Origin of the sequence: Rhodovulum sp. MB263 (assembly GCF_002073975.1) — a bacterium.
GTDB lineage: Bacteria > Pseudomonadota > Alphaproteobacteria > Rhodobacterales > Rhodobacteraceae > Rhodovulum.
In genome coordinates, this window is the sequence record NZ_CP020384.1 from 3,519,764 (window position 1) to 3,535,629 (window position 15,866).

Annotated in this window: 14 protein-coding genes and 1 pseudogene; 6 read left to right on the top strand and 9 right to left on the bottom strand. The window is 65.0% G+C overall.

The window, feature by feature from the left end; genetic code table 11:
- Positions 1-3: 3 nt before the first annotated feature.
- From uvrC to B5V46_RS16440, 5 genes are all read right to left on the bottom strand, one after another.
- Positions 4-1,881, bottom strand: a complete 1,878-nt coding sequence (gene uvrC, locus B5V46_RS16410) for an excinuclease ABC subunit UvrC (RefSeq protein ID WP_080617590.1) — start codon at positions 1,879-1,881, stop codon at positions 4-6.
- 299 nt (positions 1,882-2,180) lie between these two features.
- The gene (locus B5V46_RS16415; RefSeq protein WP_080617591.1) at positions 2,181-2,963 is read right to left on the bottom strand and encodes an SDR family oxidoreductase; all 783 of its coding nucleotides are present in this window, start codon (positions 2,961-2,963) and stop codon (positions 2,181-2,183) included.
- Entirely contained in the window at positions 2,960-3,943 is a 984-nt protein-coding gene (locus tag B5V46_RS16420) for a calcium/sodium antiporter (RefSeq protein WP_080617592.1), read from the bottom strand. The genes B5V46_RS16415 and B5V46_RS16420 overlap by 4 nt, the downstream gene beginning before the upstream one ends.
- Positions 3,944-4,132: 189 nt before the next feature.
- The gene (locus B5V46_RS16430; RefSeq protein ID WP_080617594.1) at positions 4,133-4,933 is read right to left on the bottom strand and encodes a S49 family peptidase; all 801 of its coding nucleotides are present in this window, start codon (positions 4,931-4,933) and stop codon (positions 4,133-4,135) included.
- Positions 4,934-5,867: 934 nt separating this feature from the next.
- Positions 5,868-6,980, bottom strand: coding sequence for an S-(hydroxymethyl)glutathione dehydrogenase/class III alcohol dehydrogenase (locus B5V46_RS16440; RefSeq protein WP_080617596.1), 1,113 nt, complete (start codon positions 6,978-6,980; stop codon positions 5,868-5,870).
- A gap of 123 nt (positions 6,981-7,103) precedes the next feature.
- Here B5V46_RS16440 and B5V46_RS19955 point away from each other — a divergent pair.
- A pseudogene (locus tag B5V46_RS19955) lies at positions 7,104-7,235 on the top strand (IS3 family transposase); the annotation flags it as partial.
- Positions 7,236-7,565: 330 nt separating this feature from the next.
- On the opposite strand, the gene fliP reads toward B5V46_RS19955, so the two are convergent.
- Genes fliP through fliF form a run of 4 tightly spaced genes read right to left on the bottom strand, consistent with a single transcriptional unit; the run spans position 7,566 to position 10,813 of the window.
- Entirely contained in the window at positions 7,566-8,303 is a 738-nt protein-coding gene (gene fliP, locus B5V46_RS16445) for a flagellar type III secretion system pore protein FliP (protein ID WP_080617597.1), read from the bottom strand.
- 5 nt (positions 8,304-8,308) lie between these two features.
- Positions 8,309-8,602: a FliM/FliN family flagellar motor switch protein gene (locus B5V46_RS16450; RefSeq protein WP_080617598.1), complete on the bottom strand. Its 294-nt coding sequence runs from the start codon at positions 8,600-8,602 to the stop codon at positions 8,309-8,311.
- The gene (locus B5V46_RS16455; RefSeq protein WP_080617599.1) at positions 8,595-9,191 is read right to left on the bottom strand and encodes a hypothetical protein; all 597 of its coding nucleotides are present in this window, start codon (positions 9,189-9,191) and stop codon (positions 8,595-8,597) included. Before B5V46_RS16455 ends, B5V46_RS16450 begins: the two co-directional genes overlap by 8 nt.
- Entirely contained in the window at positions 9,191-10,813 is a 1,623-nt protein-coding gene (gene fliF / locus B5V46_RS16460) for a flagellar basal-body MS-ring/collar protein FliF (protein WP_231119320.1), read from the bottom strand. Before fliF ends, B5V46_RS16455 begins: the two co-directional genes overlap by 1 nt.
- Before the next feature lie 143 nt (positions 10,814-10,956).
- Here fliF and fliL point away from each other — a divergent pair, with 143 nt between their 5' ends.
- The 5 genes from fliL to B5V46_RS16485 all read left to right on the top strand — a co-directional run bounded on the left by fliL (position 10,957) and on the right by B5V46_RS16485 (position 15,837).
- A complete protein-coding gene (fliL, locus tag B5V46_RS16465) occupies positions 10,957-11,463 on the top strand; it encodes a flagellar basal body-associated protein FliL (RefSeq protein ID WP_231119157.1) in 507 nt (168 codons plus the stop codon).
- A gap of 10 nt (positions 11,464-11,473) precedes the next feature.
- Positions 11,474-11,908: a hypothetical protein gene (locus B5V46_RS16470; RefSeq protein WP_080617601.1), complete on the top strand. Its 435-nt coding sequence runs from the start codon at positions 11,474-11,476 to the stop codon at positions 11,906-11,908.
- 128 nt (positions 11,909-12,036) lie between these two features.
- Positions 12,037-12,516, top strand: coding sequence for a MotE family protein (locus B5V46_RS16475; RefSeq protein ID WP_231119158.1), 480 nt, complete (start codon positions 12,037-12,039; stop codon positions 12,514-12,516).
- Between the two features lie 64 nt (positions 12,517-12,580).
- A complete protein-coding gene (gene motA, locus B5V46_RS16480) occupies positions 12,581-13,450 on the top strand; it encodes a flagellar motor stator protein MotA (RefSeq protein WP_080617603.1) in 870 nt (289 codons plus the stop codon).
- Positions 13,447-15,837, top strand: a complete 2,391-nt coding sequence (locus B5V46_RS16485; protein ID WP_080617604.1) for a hypothetical protein — start codon at positions 13,447-13,449, stop codon at positions 15,835-15,837. Before motA ends, B5V46_RS16485 begins: the two co-directional genes overlap by 4 nt.
- Positions 15,838-15,866 lie beyond the last annotated feature (29 nt).

Below are 15,866 nucleotides of genomic sequence, written 5' to 3' on the forward strand. Positions count from 1 at the left end.
GCGTCAGCCCCGCTCATGGAAGAAGCCGTAGATGGTTTCGGCGAGACTGTCGGAAATTCCCTCGACCGCCTTCAGATCGGCGAGCCCGGCCCGGCTGACCGCCTTGGCACTGCCGAAATGGGTCAGGAGCGCGCGTTTGCGGGTGGCGCCGACGCCGGGGATCTCGTCGAGGGGCGTCGCCCCCATGGCTTTCGCCCGTTTCGCGCGATGGGTGCCGATGGCAAAGCGGTGCGCCTCGTCGCGCAGGCGCTGCACGAAGTAAAGCACCGGATCGTTATGCCTCAGTGCGAAGGGACGTTCGCCGGGACGGTGAAACTCTTCCTTGCCGGCATCGCGGTCGATGCCCTTGGCCACGCCCACGACCGGCAGATCCTCCACGCCCAGATCGCCCATGATCTCGGCCACCGCTCCGACCTGTCCCGCGCCGCCATCGATCAGCAGCAGATCAGGCCAGGTCTCGCCTGCCCGGTCGGGATCTTCCTTCAACAGGCGCTGGAAGCGGCGGGTCAGGACCTCCTTCATCATGCCGAAATCGTCGCCCGGCGTCAGGTCGTCGCCGCGGATGTTGAACTTGCGGTACTGGCCCTTGACGAAGCCCTCGGGACCGGCCACGACCATGGCGCCAACCGCATTCGTGCCCTGGATATGCGAGTTGTCGTAGATCTCGATCCGCTTCGGCGACGCCTCCAGCCCGAAGGCCTCGGCAAGGCCGGCCAGAAGCTTGCCCTGGGCCGCACTTTCCGCCATCCGCCGTCCGAGGCTCTCGCGCGCATTGCGGGCGGCGTTCTCGATCAGCTCGGCCTTCTCGCCCCTCTGGGGCACCGCGAGTTCGACCTTGCGTCCGGCCTTCTGGGACAGCGCCTCGGCCATAAGGTCGCGATCCTCGATGTCATGGGACAGAAGGACCAGCCGGGGCGGTTCCTTGTTGTCGTAGAACTGACCGAGGAAGCCCTGCAGCAATTCGGGGGCCTCGGCGCCACTGCCCGTCTTGGGATAATAGTCGCGGTTGCCCCAGTTCTGATGTGCGCGGATGAAGAAGACCTGCACGCAGGCCTGCCCGCCTTCCATATGCAGCGCGACCACATCGGCCTCGGGCACGCCGCGTGGGTTGATCCCCTGCACCGACTGCACCTGGGTCAGCGCCCGGATCCGGTCGCGCAGCCCCGCGGCGCGCTCGAATTCCATCGCCTCCGAGGCCGCCTGCATCTCGGTCGCCAGCGCCTCCTGCAGCCCCGAGGACTTGCCCTTCAGGAAATCCTCGGCATCGCGCACCGCGGCCGCATAGCCGGCCTCGGAGATGCGCCCGACACAAGGCCCGCTGCAACGCTTGATCTGGTAAAGCAGGCAGGGTCGGGTGCGGCTTTCGAACATCGAATCCGAACAGTTGCGCAGCAGAAACGCCTTCTGCAGCTGGTTCAGGGTCCGGTTCACCGCACCGGCGCTGGCGAAGGGGCCGAAATAGGCCCCCTTCACGGTCTTGGCACCGCGATGCTTGCGGATCTGCGGAAAACGATGGTCCTTGGCGACCAGAATGTTCGGAAAGCTCTTGTCGTCGCGCAACAGCACGTTGTAGCGCGGCTTGAGCTGCTTGATCAGGTTCTGCTCGAGCAGCAGCGCCTCGGTCTCGGTGCGCGTCGTGAGAAACATCATCGACGCGGTTTCCGAGATCATCCGGGCGATCCGGGCGCTATGCCCCGACGGCTTGGCATAGTTCGAAACCCGCCGGCGCAGATTGCGCGCCTTGCCGACGTATAGCACCCGGCTTTCTGCATCGAGCATCCGGTAGACGCCCGGCGAGCTGTCGAGCGTGGCCAGATAGGACTGGATGCAGGCATGGCCGCGGGGGCGCCGGGCGGCGTCGCTATCCTCGGTCGGGGTCATCGCTCAGACTCCGTGATTCCGACGGTGCACTGCAACGGCCCCCCGGCAGAGGCAAGGGAAAACAAATCCACGACTTCTGTGGATAAATTTGAGCATAACCTGCGGGCACCTGCAAATTTCCATTGTTTTCCGCCTCATTCCTTGGTTCGCCCAAATTTTAGGCGCACTCGCAACTGGCTGATTTTCGGCATTATTTTTTCGGACTGTGACAAAAGCTTGATATTGTTTAAGAAATCATTACCAAACTGTGACGTCCCCGTGACCCCGTGGAAAAACCGAGCCGGCAGTGGCCCCGTGCGCTATTCGACGCCCAGCACATCGGGTGTCCGCCAGCCCAGATGCTGGCCGCCATCGACGCAGATCAGCTGCCCCGTGACCGCACGCGCACTCAGCAGATAGTCGAGCGCTGCGCAGATGTCCCCGGGATCCGCACCGCGTTCGAGCACGGTGCTGGCGCGCTGCCGGGCGAAGTGATCCTCGGACTGGCGCGCCCCCTTCAGGGTCGGTCCCGGGCCGATGGCATTGACCCGGATCGCCGGGGCCAATGCCTGCGCGGCGGTGCGGGTCAGCGCCCAGAGCCCCATCTTGGCCAGCGTATAGGTCATGAATTCGGGTGTCGGCTTCAGCACCCGCTGATCGATCACATTCACCACCAGCCCGGTTGCCAGCGCTTCGCCCGCCGCATCGCGCGCGGGTTCGGTCACACCGGCGGCAAAGCACTGCATCAGCACGAAGGGCGCCCGCAGGTTCGACCCGAGATGACGGTCCCAGCTTTCGCGGGTGGCCGTGCGAAGGGTGTCATATTCGAAGATCGAGGCGTTGTTGACCAGAACCGTCAGCGGTCCGCCCAGCGCCTCGGCCGCGCGCGGCACCAGCGCCTGGGTCTCGTCCTCGTCCAGCAGATCGGCCCGGAGCGCCACCGCCCTCCGGCCCAGCGCCCGGATCTCGGCCACGGTCTCGGCGGCGGCATCGGCGCTGCCCGCATAATGCACGGCCACGTCATGACCGCGACGGGCCAGATGCAGCGCCATCGCCCGGCCCAGCCGCTGTGCGGCACCCGTGACAAGGGCCCGCCCGCTCACAGCAGAAGCACCCCGGCATAGGCCGCGTAGAGCAGGAAGAACACCGCCCCCCAGACCCGGCCCAGCGCGAGCCGCCAGACGACGAAGGGCGTCAGCAACAAGGCGGCGCCAAGCATCACCCAGAGATCGAAGCGCAGCATTTCGGGCGGCACGGCGATATCGCCGAAAAAGCTTGCCATGCCGATGATGGCCAGCAGGTTGAACATGTTCGACCCGATCACGTTGCCCATCGCGACATCGGCCTGACGCCGCAATGCCGCCATCACCGTGGTGGCCAGCTCGGGCAGCGAGGTTCCGACCGCGACCAGCGTCAGGCCGATCACCGTGTCGGACACGCCGATTTCATGCGCGATGCTGATCGACGCATCGACCAGCAGGTCGGCCCCCAGCGGCAGCCCCAGAAGACCCAGCACCAGAAACATGCCGATCTTGAACCAGCCGAGCGAAGGGTCGGCGCCTTCGACCTCTTCCTCGGTCTCATCCGAAGCGGCGCATCTGGCGGCCTCTGCGGCCACTACGGCCTCGCGGCGATGGTTGCGCGCCGAGAGGAATGCATCGACCAGCACGAAGCCCAGCGCCAGCATCAGCCCGATGCCGTGAATCCAAGTGATCGGCCCGATCATGCAGACGAACAGGAAGAAAAGCGTCGATCCGACCATCAGCGCGTAAGTGCGCCGGGTGTCGCATTCATCGGTGCGAATGCCCGTCATCAGCGCGGGGATTCCCAGCACCAGCAGCACATTGGCGATGTTCGACCCGACGACATTCCCCATCGCGATCCCGGGCGAGTTGTCGAGCACCGCCTTGATCGAGATCAGCAACTCGGGCGCCGAGGTGCCGAAGGCCACGATCGTGAGGCTGACGATCAGCGCCGGAACCCCGAGACGCAGCGACAGGTTGACCGCCCCCTTGACCAGACTGTCGCCGGCCAGCAGCAAAAGCGCCAGCCCCAGCCCCGCATGCAGCAGATCGCTTGCCATCCGGCCCTACCCCTTGCCGCAGGGGCATGGCCCGCTGCCGATCCTGAACCGCCCGCAATGCGGGCATTTTGCGGGCTTGCGTCGCCCGGGAAGCAAGCCGCCGCGCGGGCGCGGCAGGCGCAATTTTCCGAACATGCCGAGCGCGGCCATGCCGATGAGAAACAGAAGCGCGACCTTCAGCAGCATCGGCTAAAGACCATATCGCGACCAGAGAAGCCGCGCCTCGAGCTCGTCGGCAATCCCGGCAACCCCCGGCGCCCCGAGCCGCGACCAGAGCCCGCGCCGCGGCGCATGCAGCGAAAAGCGGACCTTGTCGCCGAAGCGTTCCTTCATCTTCGGCACAAGATGCCCGAGCCCGTCGGCCAGCCCGACCTCGACCGCCTGCGCGCCGACCCAGACATCGCCAGTGAAAAGATCGCGGTCGGCCGCAAGCCGGGCGCCGCGTCTTTCCCGCACATGCGCCTTGAACGCGGCGTGGATCGGCTCCTGCAGCTGCATCAGCCGCGCCACATCCTCGGGTTTCTCGGGCTTGAACGGATCGAGAAAGCTCTTGCTTTCGCCCGCGGCATGGACTCGGCGCTCGACGCCATGGCGCGCGATCAGGTCCTGAAAGCCGAAGCCCGCATAGATCACCCCGATCGAGCCCAGGATCGACGAGGCATCGGCCCAGATCTCGTCGCCCGCACAGGCAAGCCAGTAGCCACCCGAGGCGGCGACATCCTCGACGAAACTGTAGACCGGCGTCTGATGCTCGTCCGCAAGCCGCCGGATCCGGGCCGCGATCAGCGCGCTCTGGGCCGGCGAGCCGCCCGGCGAATTGACGATCAGCGCGACCGCGTCGGGCTTGCCCTTCTTGAAGGCGCGCTCAATCACCGGTGCGAGCCCGGCATCCGACAGCGCGCTGCCGCGGGACGAGGCGGCAATCCTGCCCGAAAGGCGGACAACAGAGACGAGCGGGTCCGATTTGACGAAGGGAAGCCAGCGTTTCATGTCACCGGATGTAGAGTGGCAGCAAGCGGCGAACAAGGTATCGCTGCGAAACCATACCGATTGCGACACCGCGACCTGTCCTTCCCTTTGCGCGTGCAGCGGCTGCGCCTGTCCTCGCCACGCCGTCAGACCGGCCCTCACCCAGGCTCTGAAACGGGCGGGTCAGGATCGGCGGATCACGTCGCAGTCGCGACGGAAACGAGCCATGCCACCCTGAAAACACTGGCGTCGTGGCCGATCGACGCGCCCTGCAATCCAAGGCCGCGACCGGAGAACGCCCTCTCCTCGCGGGCGCCGTCCACCTCGCAATGCCCCGCGACACGGACAGTCCGCCGTTCCCGGGCCCGACCTTCGGCGCTCAACGCGGAGAAAGCCTCGGGATGCCCGCGCCTGCCGCAGGGCATAGTTCCGCTTCAGCATGATCAGATCGGCGCCGGGCAGATTACGGATAGGGACGCCCAGCACCTTCCGGCCGGCGACATCGCCCAGTGCGGCGAGGCGTCGATCCTGCGCCGCGGCGCATCATTGGACGGGGGGAGCCGATGACGCCACAGACCTGCTGGGGTGCACATGGCTGCCCGCCCCGCGATCCTGCCCCCGTCGGCCATGACCGGCCCCATGCTTCACCCCATACCCTGCCCGCAGGGCTCGTGCCCGGCGCCTTTTTCTGCGACGCGCCATTGGCAGGAAGCGGGCAAGGCCGGCCTCCAGTCCGGGGACGGCATACTGCTGAAACCCGCCCCCGATCATCGCGATATCATGCGGAGAGCCAAGCCCCGTCAGGCGCGGCGGCACCAGAACCCGTCAGGGGCCGCTCCGGAATGGCAGGCAGGCTGCAGCGCCCCGTAAAGGTCGCCGACGACCTGCCCACCGGCCCCGCCTTCCCTTCCGCCGACGTCCCTGTTCTGGCCCTCCGCTTCCGTGCCGCGCCGCCTCAGTAGAGAACGACGCTGCGGATGCTCTCGCCCGAATGCATCAGATCGAAGCCCTTGTTGATCTCGTCGAGGCTCAGGGTGTGGGTGATCAGCGGATCGATCTCGATCTTGCCCTGCATGTACCACTCGACGATCTTCGGCACGTCGGTCCGGCCGCGGGCGCCGCCGAAGGCCGTGCCCTTCCAGGTCCGCCCGGTAACCAGCTGGAACGGCCGGGTCGAAATCTCGGCGCCTGCGGGCGCTACCCCGATTATGATCGACTCGCCCCAGCCCTTGTGGGCGCATTCCAAGGCGGTACGCATCACATTGACATTGCCGGTGCAGTCGAAGCTGTAATCGGCACCGCCCTTGGTCAGATCCACCAGATAGGGCACCAGATCGCCCTCAATCTCGGAGGGATTGACGAAATCGGTCATCCCGAAGCGTTCGGCCATGGCTTTCTTGGCCGGGTTCAGATCGACCCCCACGATCTGGTCGGCCCCGATCATCCGCAGCCCCTGGATCACGTTGAGCCCGATGCCGCCCAGTCCGAAGACCACGGCCCGGCAGCCCGGTTCCGCCTTGGCGGTGTTGACGACCGCACCGACCCCTGTGGTCACGCCACAGCCGATATAGCAGACCTTGTCGAAAGGCGCGTCTTCGCGGATCTTGGCAACCGCGATCTCGGGCAGGACCGTGTAGTTCGAGAAGGTCGAACAGCCCATGTAATGCAGGATCGGGTCGCCATCGAGCGTGTGGAAGCGCGAGGTGCCGTCGGGCATGAGCCCCTGGCCCTGGGTGGTGCGGATCGACTGGCAGAGATTGGTCTTGGGGTTCAGGCAGTAATCGCATTCCCGGCATTCGGGCGTGTAGAGCGGGATCACGTGATCGCCCTTCTTCACGCTTTTCACCCCAGGACCCACATCGACCACCACGCCCGCGCCCTCATGGCCCAGAATGGCGGGGAAAAGTCCCTCGGGATCGGCCCCCGAGAGGGTGAATTCGTCGGTATGGCAGATGCCGGTCGCCTTGATCTCGACCAGGACTTCGCCCTCGCGCGGACCGTCCAGCTCGACCTCGGTCACCTCAAGCGGCTTACCCGCCTGAAACGCCACAGCGGCACGGGTTCTCATGGAATATTCCCTCCGGAGACAGATTTATAGATGTTATACCTTAAGAGTATGAAAGCACTCTCTGCCACCGACAAATGCGGCATTGTCTGGCATCCCGACCGACAGAATGCCCGCTCCGCCACGGCCGACTACGCGCCGCCCCCAACCACCGAATTCGCCCGCGCCACTGCGCGAGATGAAAGCTCCGCGCGCCGAGCGATTGCTCAACCCGCGCCGACCAGCTTAGACACCAACCGGGCTCCGCTCGCCGCCGGAAGAAGGCTCAGCGGCAGGTCACTCACGCCATGGCGTCGTTTTATGCCTGTCCTTGAACCGGGCAGCGGTTCATGCGCTGGATCTCGTTAGGCGAACCCGTTGCAGGACAGGGCACGGATGGGCTGTTCCATCGGGTGGTTCGGCATAGCCCCGGGCCCCCCGGGGCAAAATCGCCCGACGCGGCCTGCTGCCTCGTTTCAGCGAAATAACGCCGGTGATCCGAAAACGCGTGACCTTGGTCACCGGCGCGGTCCCGCCTTCTCCGCAACAGAGAGCCGAGGGCACGGGCCGCAATCGGGCGGGACACGATCCGACATGCACGCCCCGCCTTCACCCCCCTGGGAAGTAGCCGCGCACGAGAGCTTCGGAAATCAGGCTCCAGCCGTCGGCAACAACGAAGAAGGCCAGCTTGAAGGGCATCGCCACCACGGCGGGCGGCACCATCATCATTCCCATCGACATCAGAATGGCGGCCACAACGAGGTCGATGATCAGAAACGGCAGGAAGATCAGGAAGCCGATCTCGAAGGCACGCTGGATTTCGCTGAGCAGGAACGACGGCACCAGGAGCGAGAGCGGCGCATCGGCAATCGCGGCAGAGGGATCGGCCTGCGGGCGGAGCGACAGCAGACGTTCGAAGGTTTCGGCATCGGCGCGCCCGGCCATGAAGTTGCGGAACGGGTCAAGAATGCGCGGCAGGGCCTCGCCGATCGGCAGCGTCTCGTTCATCATCGGCACCACCCCCGCCTGCCATGCCTGGGTGAAGGTCGGCTCCATCACGAAATAGGTCAGAAACAGCGCCAGACTGACGATCAGCATGTTGGGTGGCGATTGCTGCAGCCCGATCGCCTGACGCAGGAGCGACAGGACGGTCACGATGAACGGAAAACAGGTCAACATGATCGCCAGACCGGGGGCCAGGCTGAGGACCGTCACCAGAAGGATCATCTGGACCCCGCGCCCGGCCAGCGACCCGCCCTCTCCGAGCGAGATCGAGATTTCCTGCGCCTGGGCGGGCAAGGCCAGGAAAAGCAGGAACAGGACGGCCGGAACAAGGCGCAGGAACATGTCGTTCAGGCCCCTGAAACGGTGTCGATGATCTCGGTCAGGCGGACCGCGATCTGACCGGCCTGGGCGCCTTCGACCTCCTGCAATTCGCCACGCGCGATCAGACGGTCCCCGATATAGAGTTCGACGGGGTCGTCGATCCGGCGATCGAGAGGCAGAACCCCGCCACGGTCGATCTGCAGCAGGTCGCGCAGCAGCGGACGGGCCTTGCCGACCGAAACGGTGATCTCGATCGGAACCTGATCGAGAAACTTGGCGCCGAGACCTTCGCCCGGCGCGTCGGAAGATGTTTCAGCCATGGCGGCGTGCCTCCTCTTCGGTGGTCATGAAGTCATTCAGCGCGCCGCGGATCGCCGCCAGCATGCCGTCGATGTCTATTTCTCGCTCTGCCGCGCTGCCGCGCAGCACAGCCTGGCCGGGTCCGAGTGTGGGATCATCGACAATGCGCAGCGGCAGCCCGGGATCATCCCCGACAAGCTCTTCGAGAGCTTCGCGATTCTCGGGACAGACCTGCACCTGCAGCGGTCGGTTGGCCTCTGTTTCAGCCATCTCGCGGGTGATCTCGACCACCTTCCGGGCCAGCCCTCCCCGCGCGAGCTCCGGCAGAACGCGCTCGACCATGACGCAAAGCAGCGGCTCCAAAGCCTCCAGAACATGGACCCGGGCCTCGTGATAGCCGAATGACAGTTCCTGCAGGGTCTTCTCGAAATCGGCGCCGATCCTTGTGCGCGCCTCGGCTTCGGCCGCGCTGGCATCGTCCCAGCCGGCGCGATAGCCCTCCTCATAGGCATTCAGCCGGATCTCCTGGGCATCAATTGCGGGCGGGTCGGGTTCGGACTGAGGACAGGCCCCCTGATCGGAGAAATCCTCAAGCATCAACCGGGACATCAGGCTTTCTCCTGCCGGTCTTCCATCCAGCCGCGCAAGATCGCGATCGATTCCTCGCGGCGGCTTTCAATCAGGTCGCGCAGGCGGTCAACCGGGCTGTCGCTGCCGCCACCGAAGCCATCCATGCCAAGCGGCTGATCCGTGAAATCGGCGGGGTCGATCGCGGCCATGGTCATGGCGGGGAGGCCAAGATCGCCATCCATCCCGTTCTGCGGGCCATCGGCCGGATCGATCTCGCCATTGAGCCAGGTCTGGTCCTGACCGCTGCCAGCCGGCGCAGGCAGCCCCGCGACCGCGGCCTTGCCCTGACCGGCAAGGATCGGACGGACGACGAACAGGCCGAGGATCAAGGCGACCACCGACAGAACCGCCAGTTGGATGAGTGTCAGCGGATCGAGCGTGAACTCGCCGAAGAGGCTGCCTTGCGGTCCGCTTCCAGCCGCATCGAGCGGCTCGAAACGCATCGACTTGATGGTCAGCGCATCGCCACGCTCTGCATCGAAACCAGCCGCCGAAGCGATCAGTTCGCGCAGCGACTCGAGCTCGGCATCGGGCAGCGGTTGCCAGGTTTCGGTGCCATCCGCGGCGGTCGAGGTCACGCCTTCGACGAGAACGGCAATGCTGAGCCGCTTGACCGCGCCCGGCGCGCGCAGGATCTCGCGCTCTGTCTGCGAAACCTCGTAATTGACCACTTCCTGGGTCTCGCTCTCCTTGTGTTGCGACGAACGATCGGAAGCACCGTCGCCATTCGGCAGGTTGCTGGCCACCGTGACCGAACCGCCATTGGTATCGCTGGAGCTCGATTGCCGCTGCTGGTTGTTCTCGCTGATCGCGACCCGGCCCTCGGGATCGATGATCCGCTCTCGGATCGACTCGCGCTGCGTCTCGGTATCGACACTGACCTCGACAATCGAGCGCCCGGGCCCCAGCCGGGCCGAAAGCAGTCGCTCGAGGCGTCCCTTCAGGACCTCGGCACGGTCGTCACCAGCCGCCGAGGGGCTCGAGTCATCCGCCACGACCGTACCGCTATTGGCATCGATCACCGAGACATCCTCGGGCTTCATCCCCGACACGCTCGCCGCGACCAGATAGCGGAGCGCCTTGGCCTGGGCGCCCGAGACCGATCCGCCCGCAGCAGCCACCGTCACCGCCGCAGAAGGCGGCACGTCGCGGGCAAAGGGCCGGGCACTCGGCGTGGCAATATGCACCCGCGCAGTGCGGAACTGGGAATTGCCGGCAATCGTGCGGGCCAGTTCGCCTTCCTTGGCGCGCCAGTAAGCCGCGTCGAACATCTGCGATGTCGTGCCGAACCCCGACAGGCCGTCGAGCAATTCGTACCCCGCCGCCCCGATCGCGGGCAGTCCGTCGCTGGCCAGTGTCATCCGCAGCGAGTCGCGCTGGCTGGAATCTACATAGATTGCGGGACCTTTCACCTCATAGGCCACACCCGCCTGGTCCAGCGCGCGGATCACATCTCCTGCGGCCGCGGTATCGAGACCGGAATAAAGCAGCGCCATGCGCGGCGATGTGGCCACCCGCGACAGTGCGAGCACAGCCGCGAACATGGCGACAGTTGCGACGGCCACGACCACTCTTCTGCGTGGGCTCAGCCCGGTCCACATGGACAACAGCTGCTGCAAGAGACTTCTCCCGTTCCGGGGGGACTTCTGCCCCGTTTCTGCCTCACATCCTTCGCAGGCCCGGCTTAACAATCGGTTAGCCCTCATCCGGCTATAGAGGAGCCAACACAGAAGGAGCCTAGGACATGGCTGCGACCGATATGGCCGGCGCGGAAGAACCCGCGAAATCCTCGAAGAAACCCCTCATCATCGGAGTGGCGCTCGCGCTTGTCCTGGGCGGCGGGGCTTTTTTTGCGCTTTATTCCGGACTGATTCTCGGCGGCGACCCGGCACAGGAAACCGCAGCGGGCGCTCACGGCGGGGACGAAAAAGCGGCCGAATCGGGGCCGCTCGATGTTGCCTTCGTTCCGATCGAAAAGATGATCATCTCGCTCGGTCCCGAAGCCGCGAGCCGTCATCTGCGTTTCGAGGCCCAGCTCGAGGTGACGCCCGCTTACAAGGAAGACGTCACGCTGCTGATGCCGCGCGTCCTCGACGTGCTGAACAGCTATCTGCGGGCGGTCGACATAGCCGAGCTCGAGGACCCGACCACGCTCATCACCCTCCGCGCGCAAATGCTGCGCCGGGTGCAGCTCGTCACCGGAAACGGCCGGGTGCGCGATCTGCTCATTACCGAATTCGTGCTGAACTGAGGAGAATCCCATGGCGCTGATCTCGGACATTCTGCTCATTGCCGGAGCACTCGGAGCCACGCTCTACTGCTATGTTCTGGCGAGGCGACTGCGGCGCTTCAACGACCTGGAAAAGGGCATGGGGGGTGCGATCGCCGTGCTTTCGGCCCAGGTCGACGACATGACAAAGGCCCTCAAGGGCGCCCAGTTCTCGGCGAAAAGCTCGACCGACAGCCTCGAAAGCCTGACCGGCCGCGCAGAGGATGTCGCACGACGTCTCGAACTGCTGGTGGCCGCCATGCATGATCTGCCAGAGGACACGGTTCAGACGGCAGCCGCCCACAGCCAGAAACCTGCGGCCCCCGCAGCTCCGGAAACGACCCCGGCCGCGCCGGCCCCGACCGGCACGGCGGATGGCGAACCCACGGTTCTGTTCCGCCGCACTGCCCGGGAGGCGGCGGAATGAAAGGACCCTCGCGTTCGAAACGGGCCAGCGGCGCCGTCCTTCCGGTCATCGCGGGGCTATTTCTCGCATCCGGCCTGATCCGCTTCGGCGATGGCACTGCCCAGGCCCTGGCCCAGGAATTGCAGGAAATGACCGCACCCACCTCAAACGGTGGCCCCGACGGCGGGCATGACAGCGCGTCAGATCCCTGCCCGCCTCCCGCCGATATCGCCGATCTGCTTGAGGCACTGAAAACCCGCGCCGCTGATTTGGACGCACGCGAAGCGGCGTTGGAAGACAGGGCAGCAACGCTCGATATCGCCGGGGAAGAGATCTCACGGCAGATGGCAGCTCTGCAGGCGGCCGAAGATTCATTGAAATCGACCCTGGCCCTGGCAGATCAGGCCGCCGAGAACGATGTCGCGCGGCTGACGGCCGTCTACGAGAGCATGAAACCCGAAGAGGCCTCTGCCCTGTTTGCCCAGATGGATCCGGAGTTCGCGGCCGGTTTCCTCGGACGCATGCGGCCCGATCTGGCCGCTGCGGTGATGTCGGGGCTCGAACCGAACGTCGCCTATTCGATCAGCGTGATCCTGGCAGGACGAAACGCCCGGGCTCCAAAAGAGTGAACACACCTTGTTAACCCGGGTCTGAGACTGTCCCCGACAAGGTCAGAGTAGCGGAGCACTATCCATGATTGGTATCGTCGGGATCATTCTCATCTTCGTGATGGTGTTCGGCGGCTACGTTATGGCTGGCGGCAAGATGGGGATCATCCTGCATTCGCTGCCCTTCGAATTCGCAATGATCGGCGGGGCCGCTACCGGAGCCTTCGTCATCAGCAACGACATGGCCGCCATCAAGCACACGCTCAAGGATATCGCCAAGGTTTTCAAAGGCCCGCACTGGAAGCCCGAGGACTACCGGGATCTGCTTTGCCTGTTGTTCGAGCTGATTCGCGTTGCGCGCCAGAACCCGCTGGAACTGGAAACCCATATCGAGGCTCCGGGCGATTCCGTCATCTTCGGCCGTTACCCCAAGATCGTGGCAGATCACGAGGCCGTCGATCTGATCTGCGACACGCTCCGCGCCGCCGGGATGAATTATGACGACCCCCATCAAGTGGAGGAAGTCCTGGAAAAGCGGCTCGAGGCGCATCTGCACCATTCCATGCATTCGAGTCACGCGTTACAATCGGTGGCCGACGCTCTGCCGGCCCTCGGCATCGTCGCTGCCGTGCTGGGGGTGATCAAGACCATGGGCTCGATCGACCAACCGCCCGAGGTTTTGGGCAAGATGATCGGCGGCGCCCTCGTCGGGACTTTTCTGGGGGTGTTTCTCGCCTACGGCTTCATGGGGCCCTTCGCCTCGAAGCTGAAGGTCGTCGTCGAGGAGGATGCGCATTTCTACCTGCTGATCCGCGAGGTCTTGGTCGCCAATCTTCATAACCACCCGCCAGCGATCTGCATCGAAGTCGGACGGCAAAACACGCCTGGCGGCAGCCGGCCGAGCTTCTCCGAACTGGAAGAGGCGCTGAAAGCGTCGAAACAGGAGGCCGCATGAACGCGCGCCACATCTTTCTGGCGCTGGCCCTTTTTGTGGGCCAGCCGACGCTCGCCCAACAGGTCGAGATCCGCTCGGGCGAGCATCCTGACTATTCGCGACTGGTCTTCGAGACCGAAACGCCGCAGGCGTGGACGCTCGGCCGCGGTCCGGACGGCTATTTGCTCCGATTTGACAACCGCGCACTTCGCCTCGATCTGGGCGATGTCTTCGACAGGATACCGCGCCGCCGCCTGACTGATGCCGCGCTGGTGGCGCCGGGACTGGTTTCCCTGCGCATCGGCCCGAACGCGCATGTCGAAGCCTTCGAATTGCGCCCCGGTCTTCTCGTTCTGGATTTTCGTACCGGCCCCGCGCCGGAGAATTCTCCTTTCGAAACTGCCCTGCAATCTGATGCAGGCATTTCCGCTGAGGAAGAGGCTCTTCCCACGCGTGCCGAACCGGTCCGCCCCGACCCTGCTCCCCCTCGGGCCGTCGATATCGCCGCCCAGCCCCCCACCCCGATCCCTGAAACCCCGGCGGTTCGTCTTCCTATCGATGTAGGCCTGACCTCCACCCTCACCCCTTCCGCAGGAATGAAACCTCCGGTCGCAATGGTGGAAAAGATGCTGGAGCCTGAGATTTCCTCGGCAGAAACCGACCCGAGAGTGGCGGCGATGCGCTCCGAACTCATGAAACAGATCGGCCGCGCCACCGCACAGGGCCTGCTTGAACCAGCACTGGACCTGCCGGCTCAACCCGATCCAACCCAGGCAAAAGCGGCTCCGACCGCCCGGGACGCGCTACCGGACCCTGGCCAGCGTACGGAAGAGAGCGACCAGGCAGAAACGCCGGTCGCGGAAGATGATACCCCGCCTGACTGGCGCAACATGAGGGTCGAAACCAGCATGGATCGCGGGCTTGACATCGTTTCCGGGGATGGCGCCCTGGCGGCAGATGGGACCCGATGCCTCTCGGACGACAATTTCGATGTGATCGGCTGGGGAGGAGAGCGTGACCCCGGCGACCTGCTCGCCGAGAAGCGGAGCGCACTTCTCGACATGCGAGACACCACCGACCCTTCCGGCGTCATCGGCCTCGCTCGCGCCTATATCGCGATGGGTTTCGGCGCCGAGGCGCGCGCCGTTCTCGCCGCCACCGCGACGGAAACGCCCGTTGTGCCATTGCTGCGCGAGATGGCCGCCATCGTCGACACTGGCCAGGCCAATCATCCTGAGTTGTTCGATTCCCAGATATCCTGCCCGACCCGCGCAGCGCTTTGGGCCGCACTGGCCCGACCCGAGCTTCGGGATCTGTCAGACTTCAACCGCACCGCCCTTCTGCAGAGCTTTTCCGAGCTTCCGATCCATTTGCGACGTCATCTCGGTCCGAAACTGGCCGAACGGTTCCTTGCCGCCGGCGATCAGGCAACTGCCCTTCAAATCCGCAATGCCGTCGCACGCACTGGCGTGAAGGGTCAGACCACAGACCTGACGCTCATCGAGGCACAAATCGAACTGGCCCGCGGTTCCGTCGCTCGGGCCGACCGGAAAATCGAAGAGGTAATTTCCTCTGGCGGAACGGGCACGGCCGACGCACTCGCACTTCGGATCGAAACGGCTCTCAGTCGCGATCAGATGCCGTCGGAGGATTCGCTGGCCCTTGCCGAGTCGCTCGCCTTCGAACGCCGTGGAACGGCCAGCGGCACCCGGCTCCTTACGCTCGCAATCCGCGGCCACGGCGCCCGTGCAGATTTCGAGACGGCCTTCGCGATGCTGGCCCATCATGGACTGGAAGGGCAAACAGAGTTGTCCTCCGAACTGCTGAGAGAGCTCGCGCGGCGCGGATCGGACGAGGAATTCATGCGCGAGGTTTATCTCGGCGCGCTGACACTTCCCGACATATCCTTCGATGCCGAAGCGCGCCTGGCCGTCGCGGACCGGCTGACAGCCATGGGCTTCCAGGATCGCGGTGCAAAAGTTCTCCAGCCACTGGCGCCCCAGGGCACACCCCGCGAACGACTGGTCCGCGCCCGGCTCGCCCTGGCACAGGGAAGTGCCGGGGAAGCCCAGCAATATATCGCTGGGCTCGACACCCCCGAAGCTGACGCGCTGCGCGCCTTGATCGCCCAAAGGCAAGGTGACCTGAAGTCGGCTGCCGATTATCTCGGCGCGGTTGGCGATGCCGCGGCGCAATCTGCAATGGCTTGGCGTGCCCGCGACTGGAACGACGTCGAATCCTTGGGCAAACCGAACCAGCGCGCCTTCGTTCAGACGAGGCGCGACCGGGAACCTGCTGATCTCACGATGGAACCCAGCCTGGCTGTGGCACGCGACGCCCTCGGATCCAGCGAGATCATGCGTGAAAGGCTGAAGGCCCTGCTCGATCAGCCCAGCACCCAGCCCTGATCCGGCTCTCGTTCAGCCTTTGTCAATCC

Excerpts from the sequence above, each read along its gene's own strand:
- uvrC (WP_080617590.1), bottom strand. The coding sequence starts at position 1,881 with ATGACCCCGACCGAGGATAGCGACGCCGCCCGGCGCCCCCGCGGCCAT.
- B5V46_RS16420 (WP_080617592.1), bottom strand. The coding sequence starts at position 3,943 with ATGGCAAGCGATCTGCTGCATGCGGGGCTGGGGCTGGCGCTTTTGCTG.
- B5V46_RS16430 (WP_080617594.1), bottom strand. The coding sequence starts at position 4,933 with ATGAAACGCTGGCTTCCCTTCGTCAAATCGGACCCGCTCGTCTCTGTT.
- B5V46_RS16440 (WP_080617596.1), bottom strand. The coding sequence starts at position 6,980 with ATGAGAACCCGTGCCGCTGTGGCGTTTCAGGCGGGTAAGCCGCTTGAG.
- fliP (WP_080617597.1), bottom strand. The coding sequence starts at position 8,303 with ATGTTCCTGCGCCTTGTTCCGGCCGTCCTGTTCCTGCTTTTCCTGGCC.
- B5V46_RS16450 (WP_080617598.1), bottom strand. The coding sequence starts at position 8,602 with ATGGCTGAAACATCTTCCGACGCGCCGGGCGAAGGTCTCGGCGCCAAG.
- B5V46_RS16455 (WP_080617599.1), bottom strand. The coding sequence starts at position 9,191 with ATGTCCCGGTTGATGCTTGAGGATTTCTCCGATCAGGGGGCCTGTCCT.
- fliF (WP_231119320.1), bottom strand. The coding sequence starts at position 10,813 with ATGTGGACCGGGCTGAGCCCACGCAGAAGAGTGGTCGTGGCCGTCGCA.
- fliL (WP_231119157.1), top strand. The coding sequence starts at position 10,957 with ATGGCTGCGACCGATATGGCCGGCGCGGAAGAACCCGCGAAATCCTCG.
- B5V46_RS16470 (WP_080617601.1), top strand. The coding sequence starts at position 11,474 with ATGGCGCTGATCTCGGACATTCTGCTCATTGCCGGAGCACTCGGAGCC.
- B5V46_RS16475 (WP_231119158.1), top strand. The coding sequence starts at position 12,037 with ATGACCGCACCCACCTCAAACGGTGGCCCCGACGGCGGGCATGACAGC.
- motA (WP_080617603.1), top strand. The coding sequence starts at position 12,581 with ATGATTGGTATCGTCGGGATCATTCTCATCTTCGTGATGGTGTTCGGC.
- B5V46_RS16485 (WP_080617604.1), top strand. The coding sequence starts at position 13,447 with ATGAACGCGCGCCACATCTTTCTGGCGCTGGCCCTTTTTGTGGGCCAG.